The 17,185-nt window shown below is 55.5% G+C and carries 12 protein-coding genes; 9 read left to right on the forward strand and 3 right to left on the reverse strand.

Annotated elements, in window-relative coordinates; translation table 11 throughout:
* Window positions 1-39: 39 nt before the first annotated feature.
* A complete protein-coding gene (locus ABEA92_RS10820; protein WP_345683839.1) occupies window positions 40-3,636 on the reverse strand; it encodes a 3-keto-alpha-glucoside-1,2-lyase-like domain-containing protein in 3,597 nt (1,198 codons plus the stop codon).
* A gap of 363 nt (window positions 3,637-3,999) precedes the next feature.
* A complete protein-coding gene (locus ABEA92_RS10825; protein WP_345683840.1) occupies window positions 4,000-5,328 on the reverse strand; it encodes a tetratricopeptide repeat protein in 1,329 nt (442 codons plus the stop codon).
* 81 nt (window positions 5,329-5,409) lie between these two features.
* On the opposite strand from ABEA92_RS10825, the gene ABEA92_RS10830 reads away from it, so the two are divergent.
* From ABEA92_RS10830 to ABEA92_RS10870, 9 genes are all read left to right on the forward strand, one after another.
* Entirely contained in the window at window positions 5,410-5,814 is a 405-nt protein-coding gene (locus ABEA92_RS10830; protein WP_345683841.1) for a hypothetical protein, read from the forward strand.
* Between the two features lie 67 nt (window positions 5,815-5,881).
* On the forward strand, window positions 5,882-7,402 hold the full coding sequence (locus tag ABEA92_RS10835) for a ferredoxin (protein ID WP_345683842.1): 1,521 nt from the start codon (window positions 5,882-5,884) through the stop codon (window positions 7,400-7,402).
* 396 nt (window positions 7,403-7,798) lie between these two features.
* Window positions 7,799-8,452 carry an RNA-binding protein gene (locus tag ABEA92_RS10840; RefSeq protein WP_345683843.1) on the forward strand — a complete coding sequence of 218 codons (654 nt, stop codon included), beginning with the start codon at window positions 7,799-7,801 and terminating at the stop codon, window positions 8,450-8,452.
* A gap of 191 nt (window positions 8,453-8,643) precedes the next feature.
* Complete coding sequence (locus ABEA92_RS10845) at window positions 8,644-11,706, forward strand: PSD1 and planctomycete cytochrome C domain-containing protein (RefSeq protein ID WP_345683844.1); 3,063 nt, start codon at window positions 8,644-8,646, stop codon at window positions 11,704-11,706.
* Between the two features lie 65 nt (window positions 11,707-11,771).
* Window positions 11,772-13,175: a DUF1501 domain-containing protein gene (locus tag ABEA92_RS10850; RefSeq protein ID WP_345683845.1), complete on the forward strand. Its 1,404-nt coding sequence runs from the start codon at window positions 11,772-11,774 to the stop codon at window positions 13,173-13,175.
* Window positions 13,176-13,268: 93 nt separating this feature from the next.
* A complete protein-coding gene (locus ABEA92_RS10855) occupies window positions 13,269-13,883 on the forward strand; it encodes a hypothetical protein (RefSeq protein WP_345683846.1) in 615 nt (204 codons plus the stop codon).
* Entirely contained in the window at window positions 13,883-14,305 is a 423-nt protein-coding gene (locus ABEA92_RS10860; protein WP_345683847.1) for a transcriptional regulator, read from the forward strand. The genes ABEA92_RS10855 and ABEA92_RS10860 overlap by 1 nt, the downstream gene beginning before the upstream one ends.
* 63 nt (window positions 14,306-14,368) lie before the next feature.
* On the forward strand, window positions 14,369-15,253 hold the full coding sequence (locus ABEA92_RS10865) for a ferritin-like domain-containing protein (protein ID WP_345683848.1): 885 nt from the start codon (window positions 14,369-14,371) through the stop codon (window positions 15,251-15,253).
* 116 nt (window positions 15,254-15,369) lie between these two features.
* Complete coding sequence (locus ABEA92_RS10870; RefSeq protein WP_345683849.1) at window positions 15,370-16,443, forward strand: Gfo/Idh/MocA family protein; 1,074 nt, start codon at window positions 15,370-15,372, stop codon at window positions 16,441-16,443.
* 211 nt (window positions 16,444-16,654) lie between these two features.
* Here the strand turns inward: ABEA92_RS10870 and tnpA are convergent, their stop codons facing one another.
* A complete protein-coding gene (tnpA, locus tag ABEA92_RS10875; protein WP_345683850.1) occupies window positions 16,655-17,119 on the reverse strand; it encodes an IS200/IS605 family transposase in 465 nt (154 codons plus the stop codon).
* Window positions 17,120-17,185 lie beyond the last annotated feature (66 nt).

Consider the following 17,185-nt stretch of genomic DNA (forward strand, 5'->3'; position numbering starts at 1 on the left):
ACGCTTGGGCAATGCAACCGACGCGATCGGCGTCTGCGCTTACCAATGAATGGTTCGCGTGAACGAGACCGATTCGCCGGGCGGGATGACGGCACGCAGCTCCGTCGCATCCGCGTTGCCCACTTGCTGTACCGACACGCCTTCGATCGTCATCCGCACGCCGTTGGCAAGCGTGATCGTTCCGCCGTCGCTGGATTTGACGGCCCCGGTTGCAAAACGCATCACCATTGTCTCCGCCGAATCGGCAGTCTTGGTCACGGTAAATTGCCGCTCCAACGATCTGACACCCTCGACGTTCTTTGCCACTGGCTTGTCTTGGATCGAGTAACCGTCGACCTCGTACCGGAACGTGGGTACGCCATTGGCATCCAGCGTGTAACCCTTGAATTTATAGCCAAGTTCACGTGCCGATTCACTCGGCCATGCGGCATCCATTGTCGGCAGGATTGCCAATGGCACCGCCTTGTCGATCCAAACCACCGCATCGCCCAACGGTTGTTGGCGTCCTTTGCCTCGAGCAACCCAGTGCAGCGATGCGTCGACGAAGCTGTTCTTCCACAGTTTCGCCAACGACATCTGCTCGGCGTCCCAGATCAGGTTCACCTCACCGGGATACGCCACGCCGATGCCCCGCGCACTGACGTCGGTAAAGAAGTTGCGATAGATCAACGGTTTGGCGCTGGCCGCCAACAAGATTGCTCCCTGCGTCAACCCTTCGGGCTCTTTGGCCTTGTCTCCTTGAAGCAAATATTTCCAAATCGCATCGATTTGCTTATCCGGATCGCCACCGTATAGATCCGCCAGTGGCGATTCGCCATCCACAAAACTTTTGGGCATCCGAGTGCCCGGCCGATACAGCGGCGGGTCGAGCAAATAGCGATGGAACCACTCGGGACGCAATCGCGTGGTCATCTTCAGCATATCAATTGCTCCGATGCCGCCTCCTTTGTTGCCGTTGTAGCTGTGACATTTGATGCACGCTAAACCGCGATTGCCGACACACTGCCGTCCTGCGGCGATTTGATTCTCGCTAGCCGGTTCTGTCGCAATCGGATGATCATCGCCTTTGCGATCAAGTCGATTGATCGATTCGTGCATCGCCTTTAAATGTTCATAGCGAAACGCGGGCATTCGAGTCCGCATGTAGGGACGTTCGTTCGCTCCATGCTGCAGAATCGTTTTCATGTAAGCATCGGTTAACTTGTCACCCACCCCATCCAGCGGCGGTGGTACTTGACCCTCAAGTCCCATTTCCGGAGTGGTGCCGGTGAAGGCAGCTTCGCGAATCGACTCAGGCCCGCCAACCGTGCCGCGTTTGTGGCACGCGTAGCAGTTCATCGCAGCCATCGTCACGTGGACACGAGTCGCATCGTCAACCGTCGGCACACCGGATTGTTTTCGCTGCTTGATCGCAGCGGTGATCGCAGCTCGTTGAGAATGATTCAATTCGAAATCAACCACTCCCTGCGAACCGGCCGGAACGTCGTTGGCCAGACAACCACGATTGACATCGAGTTGGTTCAGAGGTTTTGCGACCAGCGACGCGGAGGTGCCCGTGAACGCATGGCAATTTGCACAGCCCACCGAACGGAACAACTGCTGGCCGGCATCGGCAAGCGAAGGATCGGGAACGTATTGGCTGGGCAGAAAATCCAACGAGACAGGGTTTTCGGGATCGACAACCATGAATTCCACCGGCGTCCATCCGAATTCGGGGTCGTCGTATTCAAGGCGGAGCTCCGCTTCGCCTGCTTTTTGCAGATACTGTAGCGTCAACGAGTGCAAGCCTTTGCTTAACTTGATCGAACCGGTGGCGGTGGTTACCGGATGAATCCCGTCGTTTTCGGCGATTTCGGTGCCATCGACAGACAAACGGCTGCCGTCATCGCTTTGGACACGAAATGTATATTCACCTGCCTTTTCAATCTTCAGCGTCGCATCGAAGATGACGGCATACCGGAGTTTCGGTTTGATGTCGTCGATTTTCACCCCGAACACGTCATCGGTTTTCTCGGGCTTGCGATTGCTAAAATCGGGCAGACGGTTCCAGTCACCGCGATAGATGCGACGTGTGAATTTGCCGACCCCCGATTGCACGACGGTGTCGCCTAACAAGTAGGCGGCGATGGCGGCCGCTTCCTTTTCGGTCCCGACCAAACCAGGCATCCGACTGCCCGGGCGGGTGACATGCGGCTGGCGGAGAAACTCGGCCAGCGAAGTCAGGGTGTATTTCTTTTCAACGCCCGCCAACGGTACCGAGGTGCTGGCCATCGATTCCTTGCTGGACTTCGGATCGGCCGCGTGACAGGCGACACAACCGACCGTTTGATACAGTCTCCGTCCGGTCTTGATCAAATCCTTCGGCGCGGAACGGTCTCGAAGTCCTCTCTCGCCCTTGGTCACCAAGAAACTGGTGATCGCCTGAGCTTGTTGCCGGCGTTCTTGGACACTGAGATCGCCCCAGGGATCCGGCATCGTCGTGCCTGGTTTGAATTGGTGCGGATCGGCGATCATGTCCACCATCGCATCGACGCGTACACGTCCGGCAACCGCAGAAAGATCAGGGCCGCGTTTGGTCGACAAATCGGCAAAGCTGTCTGCGGCATGGCATGCATCACACGCTAACGCATTGATCAGCAACTCGCCTGCGATCGCATCGGGCTCACTACTGCTGGCGTAAAAACGTTCGAAACCAGCCACGATCGGTCGGCGAGCTTCACGCTTGGTATCCACCGGGACGATCCAAATATTACGGTAGCGAACAGGATTGCCATGGTTCTGCAAATGAATCGGTCCCGGTGCGGCCGATTCCTTCAGCGGAGCTCCCTTGGTCGCTTCGGGGATGACCACGTTGTTTTGCACGATCACGCCGTTTAGACGCACCGTCATCCTGGCATCAGACGTCTTATTGCCTTGGTCATCAAAACGCGCCGCGGTAAAGTCAACATCGTAGGTTTGCCACGACAGCGGCGGGAAACACATGTTGACCGAAGGGGGGCTGACCGTATAAATCCCGCCCGCTTCGTTGTCCTTTCCCTCGAGTCCGAATGAATCGAGCACCTGCGTCTCGTAGCGGCCTTGGTGATAGACGCCGCTATTGCCCCGTCCTTGTCCGGTCGCTGTGGGCATGAACGGCGTTTTGAATTCGAGGTGCAATCGATAATCGCCAAACGTTTCGTTGGTCGTCGTGCCGACGCCAAGCAGGTTCGGCGCAACCAGTTTTCCATTTCGCCAATGTTGATCGATCGATTTCTTGGTGCCATCGAACAACACCGTCGCGCCGTGCGGCGGCTTGGCACCGAGCGTAGGACTTTTTCGTTGGACCTTTTCTAGCTCCATCGCTTCGACCAAGTCGGCCACCACATCGGCGTCGCCCTCGAGTCGGCGTGGTGCGGTCGTATCGCCGCCGGCACCGGGTAATCCCCCTTCGAAGAGAACCAAGTCAAACTCGCCATCTCCACGCGCGATGACCTGCAACCCTTGGGTGTCACTAACGTATTCGCCTTGGACCATGAAATCGGGATCGGATTTTGCCGATTCGATATTGTCAAAGACCTGAGCAAAGACAGAGGGTGCGAACAGTGAAAAAACCGCTGCGGTCCATACCGCGCGTCGTAATCGAGACAACAAGATCACTGTTGAAAAACCACTGCTAGGAGTTAGGAACGAAGTTGTCAGGGCGTGGGGCGTGCCACTGTGCCGATCGCTGATGCCCGCAAGATTGCCGAGTGCGTGCACGAGCGAGTGCCTAGAATAATCGATGCGTGACCGGATTGAAACGGTTGGTTACCGATGTCCCCCAAGGTGCCCCACCTAGCGTCACCCCCTCGCGCACGTCACGTCCGCAGGGCCGTCTGGCGGTTCGATGACGGCTTTGCTCGGCCAATCCTGATCTGCGGCGGCACGCGCCGAGGGAACCTCAACGGCAGGGCGCAGGACCTCGTTTTCGCGGCGAAGCGTTTGATCTTGCCGTTGGATCTCGATCCAACGGCACTTCGATTAGGAAGCGGACGGAGTCGTCGCGGTCGCCACATCGTCGTTGGACGGGTCGTTGCCGGATGCCACCTCGTCCTCGTCGAGATTCGCGGTGAACGGCTTTTTGTCCTGATAACGCTGCAAGATTTTCTTGGCGAACTCTTGATACGATTCAGGAGCGTTTTCGACAACTTTCTCCTGCCATCCGATCGCTTCTTCGAATTTGCCGTCCGCCGCGAACGCAGCCGCTAGCGCCGACAGGTCGCCAAGGTTGTTGTAGTCGCTGATTTCACAGGCCGCCTTGGCCGACTCGATCGCCTTAGCCGCGTCGCGAAGCGAGGTATCCTCGGCCGTCGCCAGCAACCAAGCTCGGTTTTGAAGCGCCAAACCATACTGAGGCGCCAATTCAATCGCTTTGTCATAGTCGGCTAGCGCGTCCGCGGCGTTGCCGAGTTGATATTGGTTGTAGCCGCGGTTATTGAACGCGACCGCGGATTCGGGGTTCAATTCGATAACCTTGGCGAAATCCTTCACCGCCGCCTCGTGGTTTCCCTGTTGAAAGTAGATATATCCTCGCCCCGAGATCGCATCGACATCTTTTTCGTTCCCGGCCAGGATCCCATTGAAGTCCTCGATCGCTCGATCGAGTTTGCCGGCCGCTTTCAGTGCGATCGCACGTTGACGCAGTAGCGAAGCGTTAGCCGGTTTGATCTTTAACGCGGCGGTGTAGTCTTCGATTGCCTTTTCGACCTTGCCTTGTGCCATGTGAACCGCCGCGCGGTTGACAAACGGCGCGATCGATTCCGGATCAAGCTCGATCGCCATGTTGTAATCCGCAATTGCCTTGTCAAAGTTACCGATCGCCGCGTGGAACAGTCCGCGGCTCGAAAAGGCGTGCGGTTCTTTGTAGCCAAGCTCGATCGCCTGATCAAAGTCCTCGACGGCTTTCTCGGTCTTCCCGAGCGCCCACCAGGCTGATGCGCGGAGCGTCAGAAAACGCCCTTCGTCGGGATGCTGCTCGATCAAATCGGTGTAAATGTCGGTCGATTCGGCAAGTCGGACGGCGTTGACCTTGTCGACGGCACCGCGAGATCCATCGTGAGTCAGGATCACGTAATCCTCGTCACGTTCTTCGATCACGGTTAGCAAGTCCCCTTTTTCGATCACATCGGTGACTTTCTCGCCATCGGTCAATTTCATCTCGACTCGGGCGACCACCGGTTCTTGCGGCGGTGCTGCGGAGGTCGGCAACGCATTTGCCAAGATTCCGGCAGCGATCAAACCACCGAATGCGAAATAGTGCCCGAGGCGACGGAGACGGATCGTTTTGAGTGTCATTTTGTACGTCTTCACGAACGGCATTCCTGCAGAAAAAAGAGAGGGGAAATAGAGCATGGGTCACGGGATCACGACGATTCACCAAGACTCGTCCGCTTGAAACTAGTTCAACATCCGACGTTTGCGGTTGTTTGGTTGCTTGATTGCGACGCTTTGTCTGGAAAACCGCCAGAAACATCTGATGTAACGTTCCTAGCGATTATGCCGGTGATTTCGTGCATGAAAGTGCAACGCAACGGCGCTGCAAAAACGATTCTGGACTTTTTTCCAGGTCAAGGATTGCAACTCGATGATCCCCATTTAGTCTCGTCTATGTCGCTCGGGGGACCGGCAACCAGCCAAGCCACCGGTCATGGTTTGGCCTTTCGTACATTTACCTATACGTTTTTGGAGCGTGACAACTGTGAAGTGGTTTGCAAATTTCTCGGCCATCTGTTTGGCGTTGGTAGTATCCAACGTCGCTCAAGCTGGCGGCTGCCTCTCGTGTGGCGGATGCAGTGATCCTTGTGCTAGCGGTGCCGTTTCGACGGGCGCTGGCTGTGGCGGTGCCGCCGATTGCGGCGCTGCAATGAGTTCAGGTGCCGGATGTGCTACCGAACTTGGTTGTTCAACCGGTCCTGCTACGTCCCTCGGTAGCGAATCGTTGTGCCAACCGGTGAAAAACTATCGTGTTGTTTTGGAACCAAAGTATGTCACCGAAACACGCATCGTTTGTGTTACCGAAAATCGTGAAGAAGTGCGTCATCGCACCAAAACCGTCTACAAAACGGTTCCTGTGACCGAAGAGCGTTATCGCACCAAGGTCGTTAACAAACCGGTCACCGAAATCAAAACCGTCGAGTACAGCGTGCTGGTCCCTGAGAAATCAGAAAAGACCGTCGAAGTCACCGAAACGGTACCGGTTTGGGTTGAAGTCCCCGAAGAGTACACCGTGCGGGTTCCTCAACTCGTCGAAGTCCCTGAGGAATACACCGTCAAGGTTCCTCAGCTGCAAGACGAAACCTTCACCTACACCGTTAGCGTTCCTCAAGTGGTCACCGAGCAACGGATGCACACCGTTGTCAACGCGGTTCCCGTGTCGAAAACTCGCACCGTCGAATTCTGCGTGCCAACGACCACAATGAAAACGGTCACCAAAGACTACGGTCATTGGGAAGAACAAGTGGTTGCTGCTACCTCCGCTCCTGCGGGCTACAGCAACGGAAACGGCTGTGGCAACGGCATGATGGGCGGCTGTGGTTCATCGGCCGGTCACCGCCATGGTTGCGGTCTGCTTCGCGGTCACTGCAAACGATCCTGCGGCGGTTGTGCTTCGAGCTGCGGCTCGAGCTGCGGCAGCTGTGGTGGTTGCGGCAACGGCGCTTCGATTGCCGGTGTTAGCCAATCCGCAGTCGGCGCGTGCGGCACCACCACCAAACGTGTTTGGGTTCCAAACGTCGTGACCGAGCAAGTGGCTGTCTCTGGTACCACCACTCGTTCGCAAGATTTGAGCTACACCGTTTACGAACAACAATGCGAACAAGTTCCTTACGAATGCACCAAAGTGGTCTACCGTCCCGAAACACGCACCGGCACCAAAAAGTCGGTCGTCTACGTCGACGAAACCCGCACTCGTATGCGTAAAGTCGTCAAGTACACGAACGAAGTTCGCACTCGTATGCGTAAGCAGCTCGAGTACACCACGGTCACCAAGACCGAAACGATCCCTCACGTTTCTTATCGCACTGAAAAGCGCACCAAGGACGTCAGCTACACCTACAACGTTCCTGAGCACGTGGTCGAACCTTACACCGTGACTCGTAACGACTGCGTTGCTGAAGAGCAAGTCGAAGAGTACACCGTGTGCGTTCCTGTGATTGTCAACAAAGAACAAAAGGTTCAAGTTTGCAAGATGGTTCCTCGCTTGGTCGAAGAAACCATCAACCTGTGCTGTGACGACGATGCAGGATCGGCTGCTGCAGCGGGCAGCGGCTGTGGATGCTCGGCACCCGCAGCAGCCTCGGGCTGCGAATCATGCGGTTCGGCTCCTGCCGCCCCAGCATGCAGCTCGTGTGGCTCGGATGCACCTTCGTGTGCTTGCGGTAGCTAGTCTGCCAAACAATTTGCAGGCGAATGGGCACGTTTCATTCGCCAAAGCTTAACCGAAACCGCCCGTCCGCAAATCATTTGCGACGGGCGGTTTTTTCGTGCATTTGCGGAAGATTTCACAATCGAATCCGCTGGGTGGTGATGGCTCGAACGCCTCGTTGCTTCCGGATCACGATCGTGGCAACGGGAAGGACGCAAATTCTGGTTTTTACCGGTTGTTCCGGTTTCGCACGCGACAAATCGAGGGGTTGGAGAAAGATGGGCAAATCAAATTAGACATCGCTTGGGTTGAAACTACCTTCATCTATAGCAGGCGGGGGGGACAGTCGCCCACACGACCTTCCATCTTTCCCAAATACAACGTTTCACCTACTTCCATTTCGGAGTTTCCCAGAAGATGTCATTTCCTATTTCGCTCAAGAATCTCGTTGCTTGTTTCGCAGTTGCGGCGATCTCGTCGTCGACGCTCGGTCTGAACGCGTTTGCTGATGACGAAGCCAAGGCCGTTCCAGCCAAAAAGGCTGACGTGGTTGCCAAAGCCACCCCGGTTGCCAAGGCCGTGGTTTCCAGCAGCAAAGTACGTCCGCTGAGCGTCAGCGTTGACTTGATTAGCAAGACTGTCATCAAGGGCACGCTGACGGACACCACGCAATTGGACATGCAAACCTCGTTCGGCGTTGCCAACATCCCTCTTTCGGAAGTTGCCGGAATCAAGTTTGCTTCGGCCGAAGATGCATCGACCACCGTTGTCATGCTCAATGGTGACTCGATCACCGGTGCAACCGACGTCAAACTGGTCACCGTCGAAACCGAATGGGGCATTGCCACCATCAACGGCAGCAGCATCGGCTCGATCCTGTTCGTTCCTGGCGTCGATTGGAATCCCCAATCGGGTCTGAACGGCAAACGATGGAACTTGGCTAGCGAACCCAAGGAACCTGTTGCCGCCCAAGCCCCTGCCAAACCACAAGCTCCTGCCGCAACCCAAAACCGTCAAATGGTTTACCCTAACGGTTCGACCGTTCCAAGCCAGTACTATCGAGGTCGATAGTCGGCACCCAATCACAAGCTGAAGACGAATTCAGGCTGGCGTTTCCTATCGATGGAAACGCCAGCCTTTTTTTTGGACAAGCAACGAGCCGAGTCGGCTCCCTTAAATCCGACGCCTCCCCCCCTCTCAGCGTGGTTAAGCCAACGGTTGTCCGCGAGTGAATGCGTGCGGCACCAATGGGACTTGGTACAATGACGACCAATATCCCGCCTTGCTGCCCCACCTTCGGATCCATCTCGATGCGTGAAAATCATTTCGCCAGCATCCGTTACGTTGCTGCTTTAGCCTTCGTATTGGTTGGCGGATCGTTTGCATTCGCCGACCGACCGCTGCGATTTAATCGGGACGTGCGTCCGATTTTGTCTGACAAATGTTTTGCCTGCCACGGCCCTGACGCGGAAACGGTCGAAGGCGGATTGCGATTGGATTTGCGTGACGAGGCGATCGAAGCGAGCGGTGCGATCGTGCCCGGCAACGCGTCGGACAGCGAGTTTGTTCGCCGGATCGTTTCGGATGAACCCGACGAACGAATGCCGCCGCCGGAATCTCACAAACATCTTGACGCATCCGAGATAACATTGCTGCGTCGCTGGATTGACGAAGGAGCCATCTACGAGCCGCATTGGGCGTACGTCCCGCTGGTTCGTCCGACGCTACCAGCGTCACCGGATGACGCGGCGACACCGCACGTGATTGATCGGTTCATTGCCAGACGGTTATCCGAAGAAACGGTCCAGCCTGTGCCGCAAGCAGACCGCGTTACTTTGATTCGGCGATTGTCGTTTGATTTGACGGGACTTCCCCCTACGCTTGACGAAGTCAACGCGTTCGTCAACGACACGAGTGACGATGCTTACGAAAAGCTCGTCGACCGCTTGCTGCGTTCGCCACGCTATGGCGAGCGAATGGCAATCTATTGGTTGGATCTAGTTCGCTATGCCGATACCGTCGGATACCACGGGGACCAGGACGTTTCACAATCCCCGTACCGCGATTATGTCATCAAGGCGTTTAACGCCAACATGCCCTATGACCAATTTGTCCGAGAACAATTAGCAGGCGATCTGCTTCCAAGTCCCACGATCGACCAGCTTGTCGCTTCGGGCTATAACCGATTGAATCAGACAACCGAAGAGGGTGGAGCTCAGGCCAAGGAATACCTTTCGATCTACTTTGCCGATCGAGTTCGCAACGTATCGCAGGTGTTCATGGGAGCCACCGTAGGGTGTGCCCAGTGTCACGACCATAAATACGATCCCTATACCGCACGCGACTTTTACTCGCTGGGCGCCTTCTTCGCCGATCTGGAAGAACGCGGCGTTTATAGCGCCCGTAGTCGCCCCCCAAGCATTCGCGTGCCACGTGAATCGGATCTTGAAAAGATCGAAGCGATCGATCGACGCATCGCAAGCGTCACGTCCGAGCAACAGTCGCTTCGCCAAACCCTGATTTCGTCCCAGCCACAATGGGAAGCCGAAGCGATTGACCAGTTGTCCGAAAATACCGAAGTCGAAACGGTGTGGATTGATGACGCACAAGACACCGGAGGCAACAGCGACGGCGATTGGACGTTCGTCTCCTCCGAATTGGCACCGGTGCACAGCGGCACTGCCTCGCGGCGTCAATCCAGTGAAGGATTGGTCCAGCATTTCTTTCTCGGTGCGAAGAAGTCGGCCAAGGTTTCTGCCGACACGCGGTTTTTCGTCTGGGTCTACCTCGATCCCAAAAATCCTCCTGAATCGATCATGCTGCAGTGGAACGATGGCCAATGGGATCATCGTGCGGTGTGGGGAAGTGATGCGATTTCCTACGGCCGACGAACCGAATCGTGGGCCGGGTACCAACGACGCGGCGAGCTGCCGGAAACCGGCAAATGGGTGCGGCTCGAAGTGGACGCGAATCAGGTGGGCTTAACCGAACAGAAACCTGTCGTTGGTATGGCGTTCACTCAATTCGGAGGCCTCGTTTACTGGGACAAAGCCGGCTGGATCGCCAAAGCAGGCATTCCCCAACCAGTCGCCGATGCTCTTCAAATTTCTGCCCATGATCGCAATGAGACTCAAGCCGCAGCAGTTCGAGAGTATTACCTTGCCAATTCACCGCCGGTCATCGAGCTTGAAGAACGCCTAAAGCGTCTTCAGGCCGAGCGGACCGCGATCGAAGAATCATCCCCAATGACGCTGATCAGCAAATCGGTCACGCCGCGAACCATTCGAGTTCAGCCTCGAGGCAATTGGATGGACGATTCAGGCGAGATCGTCGAGCCTGCGATCCCAGCGTTCCTGGGCAAACTTGAAACCAATGGACGCGCAACGCGACTCGATTTGGCTAATTGGCTTTGTCGCTCGGACAACGTTTTGACATCGCGTACGATGGTCAATCGACTTTGGTACTTAATGTTTGGACGTGGGATTTGCTCTAGTGTCGATGATTTTGGCGGGCAAGGAACCTTTCCCTCTTACCCCGATCTGCTGGATTGGTTGGCTGTCGAATTTGTCGAGTCGGGATGGGATATCAAACACATCCTGAGCATGATCGTCACCAGCGAAACTTATCGCCGGTCCTCTCGCCCGACCGAGCAACTGCGCAAACTCGATCCCTACAACGAACTCTTCGCTCGACAAGGTCGTTTTCGCATCGACGCGGAAATGGTACGCGACAATGCTCTGGCGATCAGCGGTTTGTTGGTCGAGCAAATCGGGGGCAAAAGCGTCAAACCCTATCAACCCGAAGGCTATTATGCGCAGCTGAATTTCCCTCGCCGCACCTATGTCGCAGACCAAGGCAGTGACCAATATCGACGAGGTGTCTACACGCATTGGCAACGAACGTTTCTGCACCCCATGCTTAAGGCGTTTGACGCGCCGAGCCGCGAGGAATGTACGGCGGCACGAGCAAAGTCCAATACGCCGCTGCAAGCGTTGTCGCTGCTGAATGACCCGACCTTTGTCGAGGCGGCACGCGTGTTTGCCACTAGAATCATGCGTGAATCGGGCCCCGCGGTGGATCAGCGAATCGAGTGGGCCTATCGAACGACGCTCTCTCGCGAACCTGAAACCGAGGTGGCAAGCGAACTGAGACAGATCTACGACAAACACCTCGCCCATTACAGGGACAATCAAGACGAGGCGTTGATGTTGATTTCCGAAGGAAACGCGGCCGTCGCTACGGATTTACCTGCGGCGGAATTAGCGGCCTGGACCAGCGTGGCTCGCGTCTTGCTGAATCTGCACGAAACGATGATGCGGTATTAATCGATCGCGTGAAATTAACTTTTGTGATTGCACTTTTTTCATTCACTTGAACCATCGAGACAACGATGTTCCCGATCCAAAACGAGATGGCACGACGTACCTTCCTGCGACGAGGCGGGCTGGGGACCATCGCACTGACGTCGCTGTTTCGAGCCAACGATTCGGCCGCAGCCGCGCCACTTGGCTCTGGCGGTCTGCATCATCGCCCCCGCATCAAACGCGTCATCCATCTGTACATGGCTGGTGGACCGAGTCATCTTGAAACCTTCGATTACAAGCCGGAAATGGCCAAGTACGATGGCCAACCGATGCCGCAATCGCTGACCGACGGACAACCGATCGCTCAGTTGCAAGGCAAATCGCTAAAGGTCATGGCGCCACAGCACCCGTTTGCTCGTCATGGTGAAAGTGGATTGTGGATGTCGAGCGTCTTCAAACACACCGCCTCCCTTGCCGATGACATGTGCGTTATCAAGTCGATGCACACCGAGCAAATCAACCACGATCCCGCACACACGTTTTTCAACACTGGCACCGCCATCAGCGGGCGTCCCTCGATGGGCGCCTGGGTGATGTACGGGCTAGGTGCGGAAACGCAAGAATTGCCGGGCTTTATCGTTTTGACCAGCGAAGGCGGCGGTCAAAGTCAACCGATCAGTTCACGGCAATGGCACTCGGGATTTTTACCCAGCCGCTATCAGGGCGTGCAAATGCATGCGACCGGAAATCCGGTGCATTATGTTGGCAATCCTGCCGGCGTCGGTCCACGTCAACAGCGAGAGGTTGTCGATGCGGTCTCGCGGATCAACTCACTCCGTAACCAAGTGCTGGATGATCCCGAAATTGCGACACGGATCAGCGGATATGAAATGGCATTTCGGATGCAGACGTCTGTGCCCGAGTTGACCGATATGTCTGGCGAACCCGAACACATCGTTAAAATGTATGGCTGCACGCCGGGGGACGGTTCGTTTGGAAGTAATTGTTTGTTAGCCCGCCGCTTGGCCGAACGAGGCGTGCGGTTTATCCAGCTGTATCATCGCGGATGGGATCACCATGGCGGTGTCAAAAACGGAGTGGCAAAAACCGCGTCGTTGGTCGATCAAGGAACCGCAGCACTGGTCAATGATTTGAAACAGCGCGGGATGCTCGAAGACACGTTGATTGTGTGGGGAGGCGAGTTCGGACGCACACCAATGGCTCAAGGCAGCGGTCGTGACCACCACATCAACGGATTCTCGCTATGGATGGCAGGCGGAGGTGTTAAAGCCGGCAGCAGCTATGGCGCGACCGACGAATTCGGCTACAACGCAGTCGAAAACAAAGTTCATGTTCGCGATTTCCACGCCACGATGCTGCATTTGCTGGGAATCGACCACAATCGGTTCAGCTACAAATTCCAAGGCCTCGACTTTCGGCTGACTGGCGTCGAACCCGCTCACGTGATCCACGACATTTTAAATACGTGAGTGCGGATCTTTTTTGCTTGACACCACTCAAACAAACGCTTACTTTGCAATGCAAAGCAATGTTTATTTACCCGCTCACCGGAACGCGTGTCGATGCGAATTGACGAGGCCCTGCAGCAATTGGATCTGATCTCGGCGGTGGCCGACCGGTCGAGAACCTTTGATGGGTTGCGGGCTGCGCCGACTGCCGCATCGGGGGTCATTGCATTGCTCGCCGCGGCGATGCAAACACAATTGGTTTCGTCATCGCCCACACCACTACAGTCCTATTTACTGCTTTGGATTGGTGTCGCTGCGGTTTCACTCTCGATTGTGATCGCCGACATGACGTTTCGTTACTATCGCGACCCGACTGCGCGAGCACGCCGAATGACGTTGGAGGTGTTATCGCGATTGGCTCCTGCGATGGTTGTCGGTGCCGCGTTGACGTTGATCGTCTTTGTGACGTCGCCGGAGGTCGCTTGGATGTTGCCCGGACTGTGGTCGCTGCTGCTTGGATTGGGGATTTTCGCGGCCTCCTCGCTACTGCCGCGATCGCTTTCGCAAGTTGCAATTTGGTATATCGGCTGCGGTTTGGCCGTGTTGATGATGTCGCACGGCGACGGAGCACTCAGTCCGCTGGCGATGGCGATCCCGTTTGGCGGAGGTCAATGTTTCGCAGCATGGCTGATGCACCAACAGACACGCAAGCAAGAGGTGCATGTCTGATGGCGGATGCAAAACGTAAAGTGGTAGCGGCGTCGCCTTCCTCCTCAGGACGCTTTGCCTACGAAGGACTTGATCGCGTCATGCACGAAAAAGCTCGCTTGGGGCTGATGACTTGTTTGGCCGGTGCCCCCGAAGGATTGACGTTCAACGAGCTGAAACGACTTTGTGATCTGACCGACGGCAATTTGAACCGGCACTTAAAACAACTTGCCGACGCCAACCTCGTTCGCCTGGTGCGTGATGATGCGGCACGACGCCCGCAAACGACGTGCTTACTGACTGATGCAGGCCGCGAAAGTTTTACTGCGTATCTAGCGGAACTGCAACGTGTGCTCGCCGATGCCCAGCATCAAATCAACGCCCAACACGAAACCAACGCTCGGAAAAAATCCGCGGCACGACTCGCCACCGATTCACATTGACCTGTTCTTTTTTATTTCACCATTCACTTTGCAATGCAAAGCGAAATATCGGGAGTTCCTTCAATGATCCAAATGATTCGTACCAAGCAGCGCAAGTCTTTCTTGGCGGACCGCGACGCCGCTGCGACGCTCGGACGTGGTTCGCACGCCGAGCCAACATCGGATTTGCGAGTTTCGATTCAGAACCAAGCTCACTGGAACAATGCGCAGTGGAGTCGTTATTTCATCCGTAACCTAGCGGACGAACCCGCGATCCCGTGGTCCGATTTGCCGACGCTGACCGAGGCCGAGCGTGTTGCGATTGCGACTTCGGTGCAGACGTTTCAGTTAGGCGAAAGTGGCGAGGGGCGTCATATCAAACGTTGTGCACGAAATTGGATCGAATGCGGCGGCGACCCAGATTACTTGGCCGCGTTGACATTATTTTTACAGGAAGAAAATCGCCATGCGGCATGGCTCGGGCGTTTTTTGACTCAAGAAGGAGTTCCGCGATTGCAAAAGCAGTGGTCCGACGGATGCTTTCGCTTCTTGCGTCACATGGCAGGTTTGCGGACATCGATCTCGGTGTTGGTCACCGCCGAAATCCTGGCTCAGGTGTACTATTTAGCCTTGATGCGAGCGACCGATTCGCCCACGCTGCGAGCGATCTGTCGGCGGATCTTGCGTGACGAACGGGCTCACGTGGTATTTCAGCAGAATCAGAAAGGCAATCTATCAACGAATTGGGCAAAGGTGCGTCGTTTTTGCGTTCAATCCTTGGAAACGATTCTGTTCAAAGTTGCCCGGCGAATTGTCTGGCACGAACACCATGCGGTGTTTCGAGCCGCGTCGATGGACTGGACGACCTACCGCAACCGCACCTCACGCCGCTGGGTCGCCGCAAGCAAATGGAGCCGAAACACACTTGTTGCGAGAAATTCGAGCGATTCAAATAGAGGGAACTGCTGATGCGGCGTGACGTGGATTGCCGAAACCATGCTGGCCCAAGTTTTGCATCACTGGCGTTACGCACATTTCATTTCCCATGACACCGAAGGCGAACCATGACACTCAGTCGCAGAACGATGATCGGATCCACTGCAGCACTCACCGCGTCGACGCTGCTCACCCAAGCAAAGACGCATGCCGCCGACGAAAAAACGACCGTCAATTTTGCTTTGGTCGGACTGGGCAGTTTGAGCACCAACCAAATTGCTCCGGCGCTGCAGAAGACCAAGCATGCGAAACTTGCGGGGATCGTCACAGGCACACCGGAGAAAGAAAAAATCTGGGCCGACAAGTACTCGATCAAGTCCGAGAACATCTACAACTACGAAAACTTTGACAAGATCGCGGCCAACAAAGACATCGATGTTGTTTACATCGTGTTGCCGAACGGGATGCACAAAGAGTTCACGGTGCGAGGTGCGAACGCGGGCAAGCACGTACTGTGTGAAAAACCGATGGCCAACAGCAGCGAAGATTGCCGAGCAATGATCGAGGCATGCAAGAAAAACGATCGAAAACTTGCGGTCGGCTATCGCTGTCAATTCGAGCCCCATCACTTGTACTGTCGTGACACCGTTCAATCCGGAAAGTACGGACCGCTACACGCGATCGAAGCGGGATTTGGATTCAAGATTGGTGATCCCAACCAGTGGCGATTAAAAGCGGATTTGGCCGGCGGGGGCGCGTTGATGGACGTCGGGATCTATGCACTGCAAGCGTGCCGCTTTTTAACCGGCGAAGAACCGGTCGCGGTGACGGCACAAGAAACCAAAATGGACCCCAAAAAATTTGCCGAGGTCGACGAAACGATCACATGGACGATGACCATGCCCAGCGGTGTGAATTGTTACTGCAGCACATCGTACGCATTTAACGGCATCAATCGCTTCAACGCTTATGGCGAATCAGGTTGGTTAGGACTCGATCCAGCCTACAGCTACAAAGGGATCAAGGGCCAAAGCAAAGATGGTCCGATCCAGTTTGACCAAATTGACCAGTTCGCGGCCGAGATGGACGCGTTCGCGCAGTGCATCCTCGAAGATCGCCAAAGCAAGGTGCCGGGCGAAGAAGGGCTGCGAGACTTGTTGGCGATCGAAGCGATTTATGCAAGCATCAAAACAGGCCAACGCACCAAGGTGCAAGAAGCGTAAACACGTCGTAGATCACTGCTGCCGCCGCTTCGCGGCTCCCCTCATTTGTTTCGCATTAACACTGCGGGCTCACGCCCGCAGCTAAATGCTGCCGCCGCTGGCCGCGGCTATCAAAACTTAATCGCGTAGCGATGGTAGCACTTAGCCATGGGCGTCAGCCCATGGTTTACGGTGACAACGAAACCGAGAGCCGCGAAAGCGGCGGCAGCACTTAACCATGATGCTCATCCTCGAACAAATGCTCCGTTCGAAACTGAATATCGTGCCGTTTCAAAAAGTCGACGTATTCTTCTTGAAACGTGATTTTCCGGTGATGCTCTTCTTGGTTATGAATATAGGCTCGCACCTTCGGAATACGTGAATAGCTAACCGTGAAGGCTCCATAACCCTTCTGCCATTCAAAAGTGCGTTTAACTTCGGGCTGCTCATTCATCCAACGCGACGAATTGGCTTTGACGTCGCGAATCACGCCGGATACAGCCAACGATGGCGAAAGTTGGGCGAGAAGATGAACATGGTCAGCAACGCCACCGATTTGGACTAAACGTCCATTTTTACTGCGGAGCGTGCCACCAATGTACTCGTACAGTCGCTCTCGAATCTCTGTGACGATCGAGCGGGTACGGTACTTGGTCGCGTAGACAATGTGATACGTCAACTGCGTGTAACTGCCCATCAAACACCCCCCTAGGATTGCTGCCGCCGCTGGCCGCGGCTATCAAAACTTCATCGCGTAGCGATG

The organism is Novipirellula caenicola (assembly GCF_039545035.1).
Lineage (GTDB): Bacteria > Planctomycetota > Planctomycetia > Pirellulales > Pirellulaceae > Novipirellula > Novipirellula caenicola.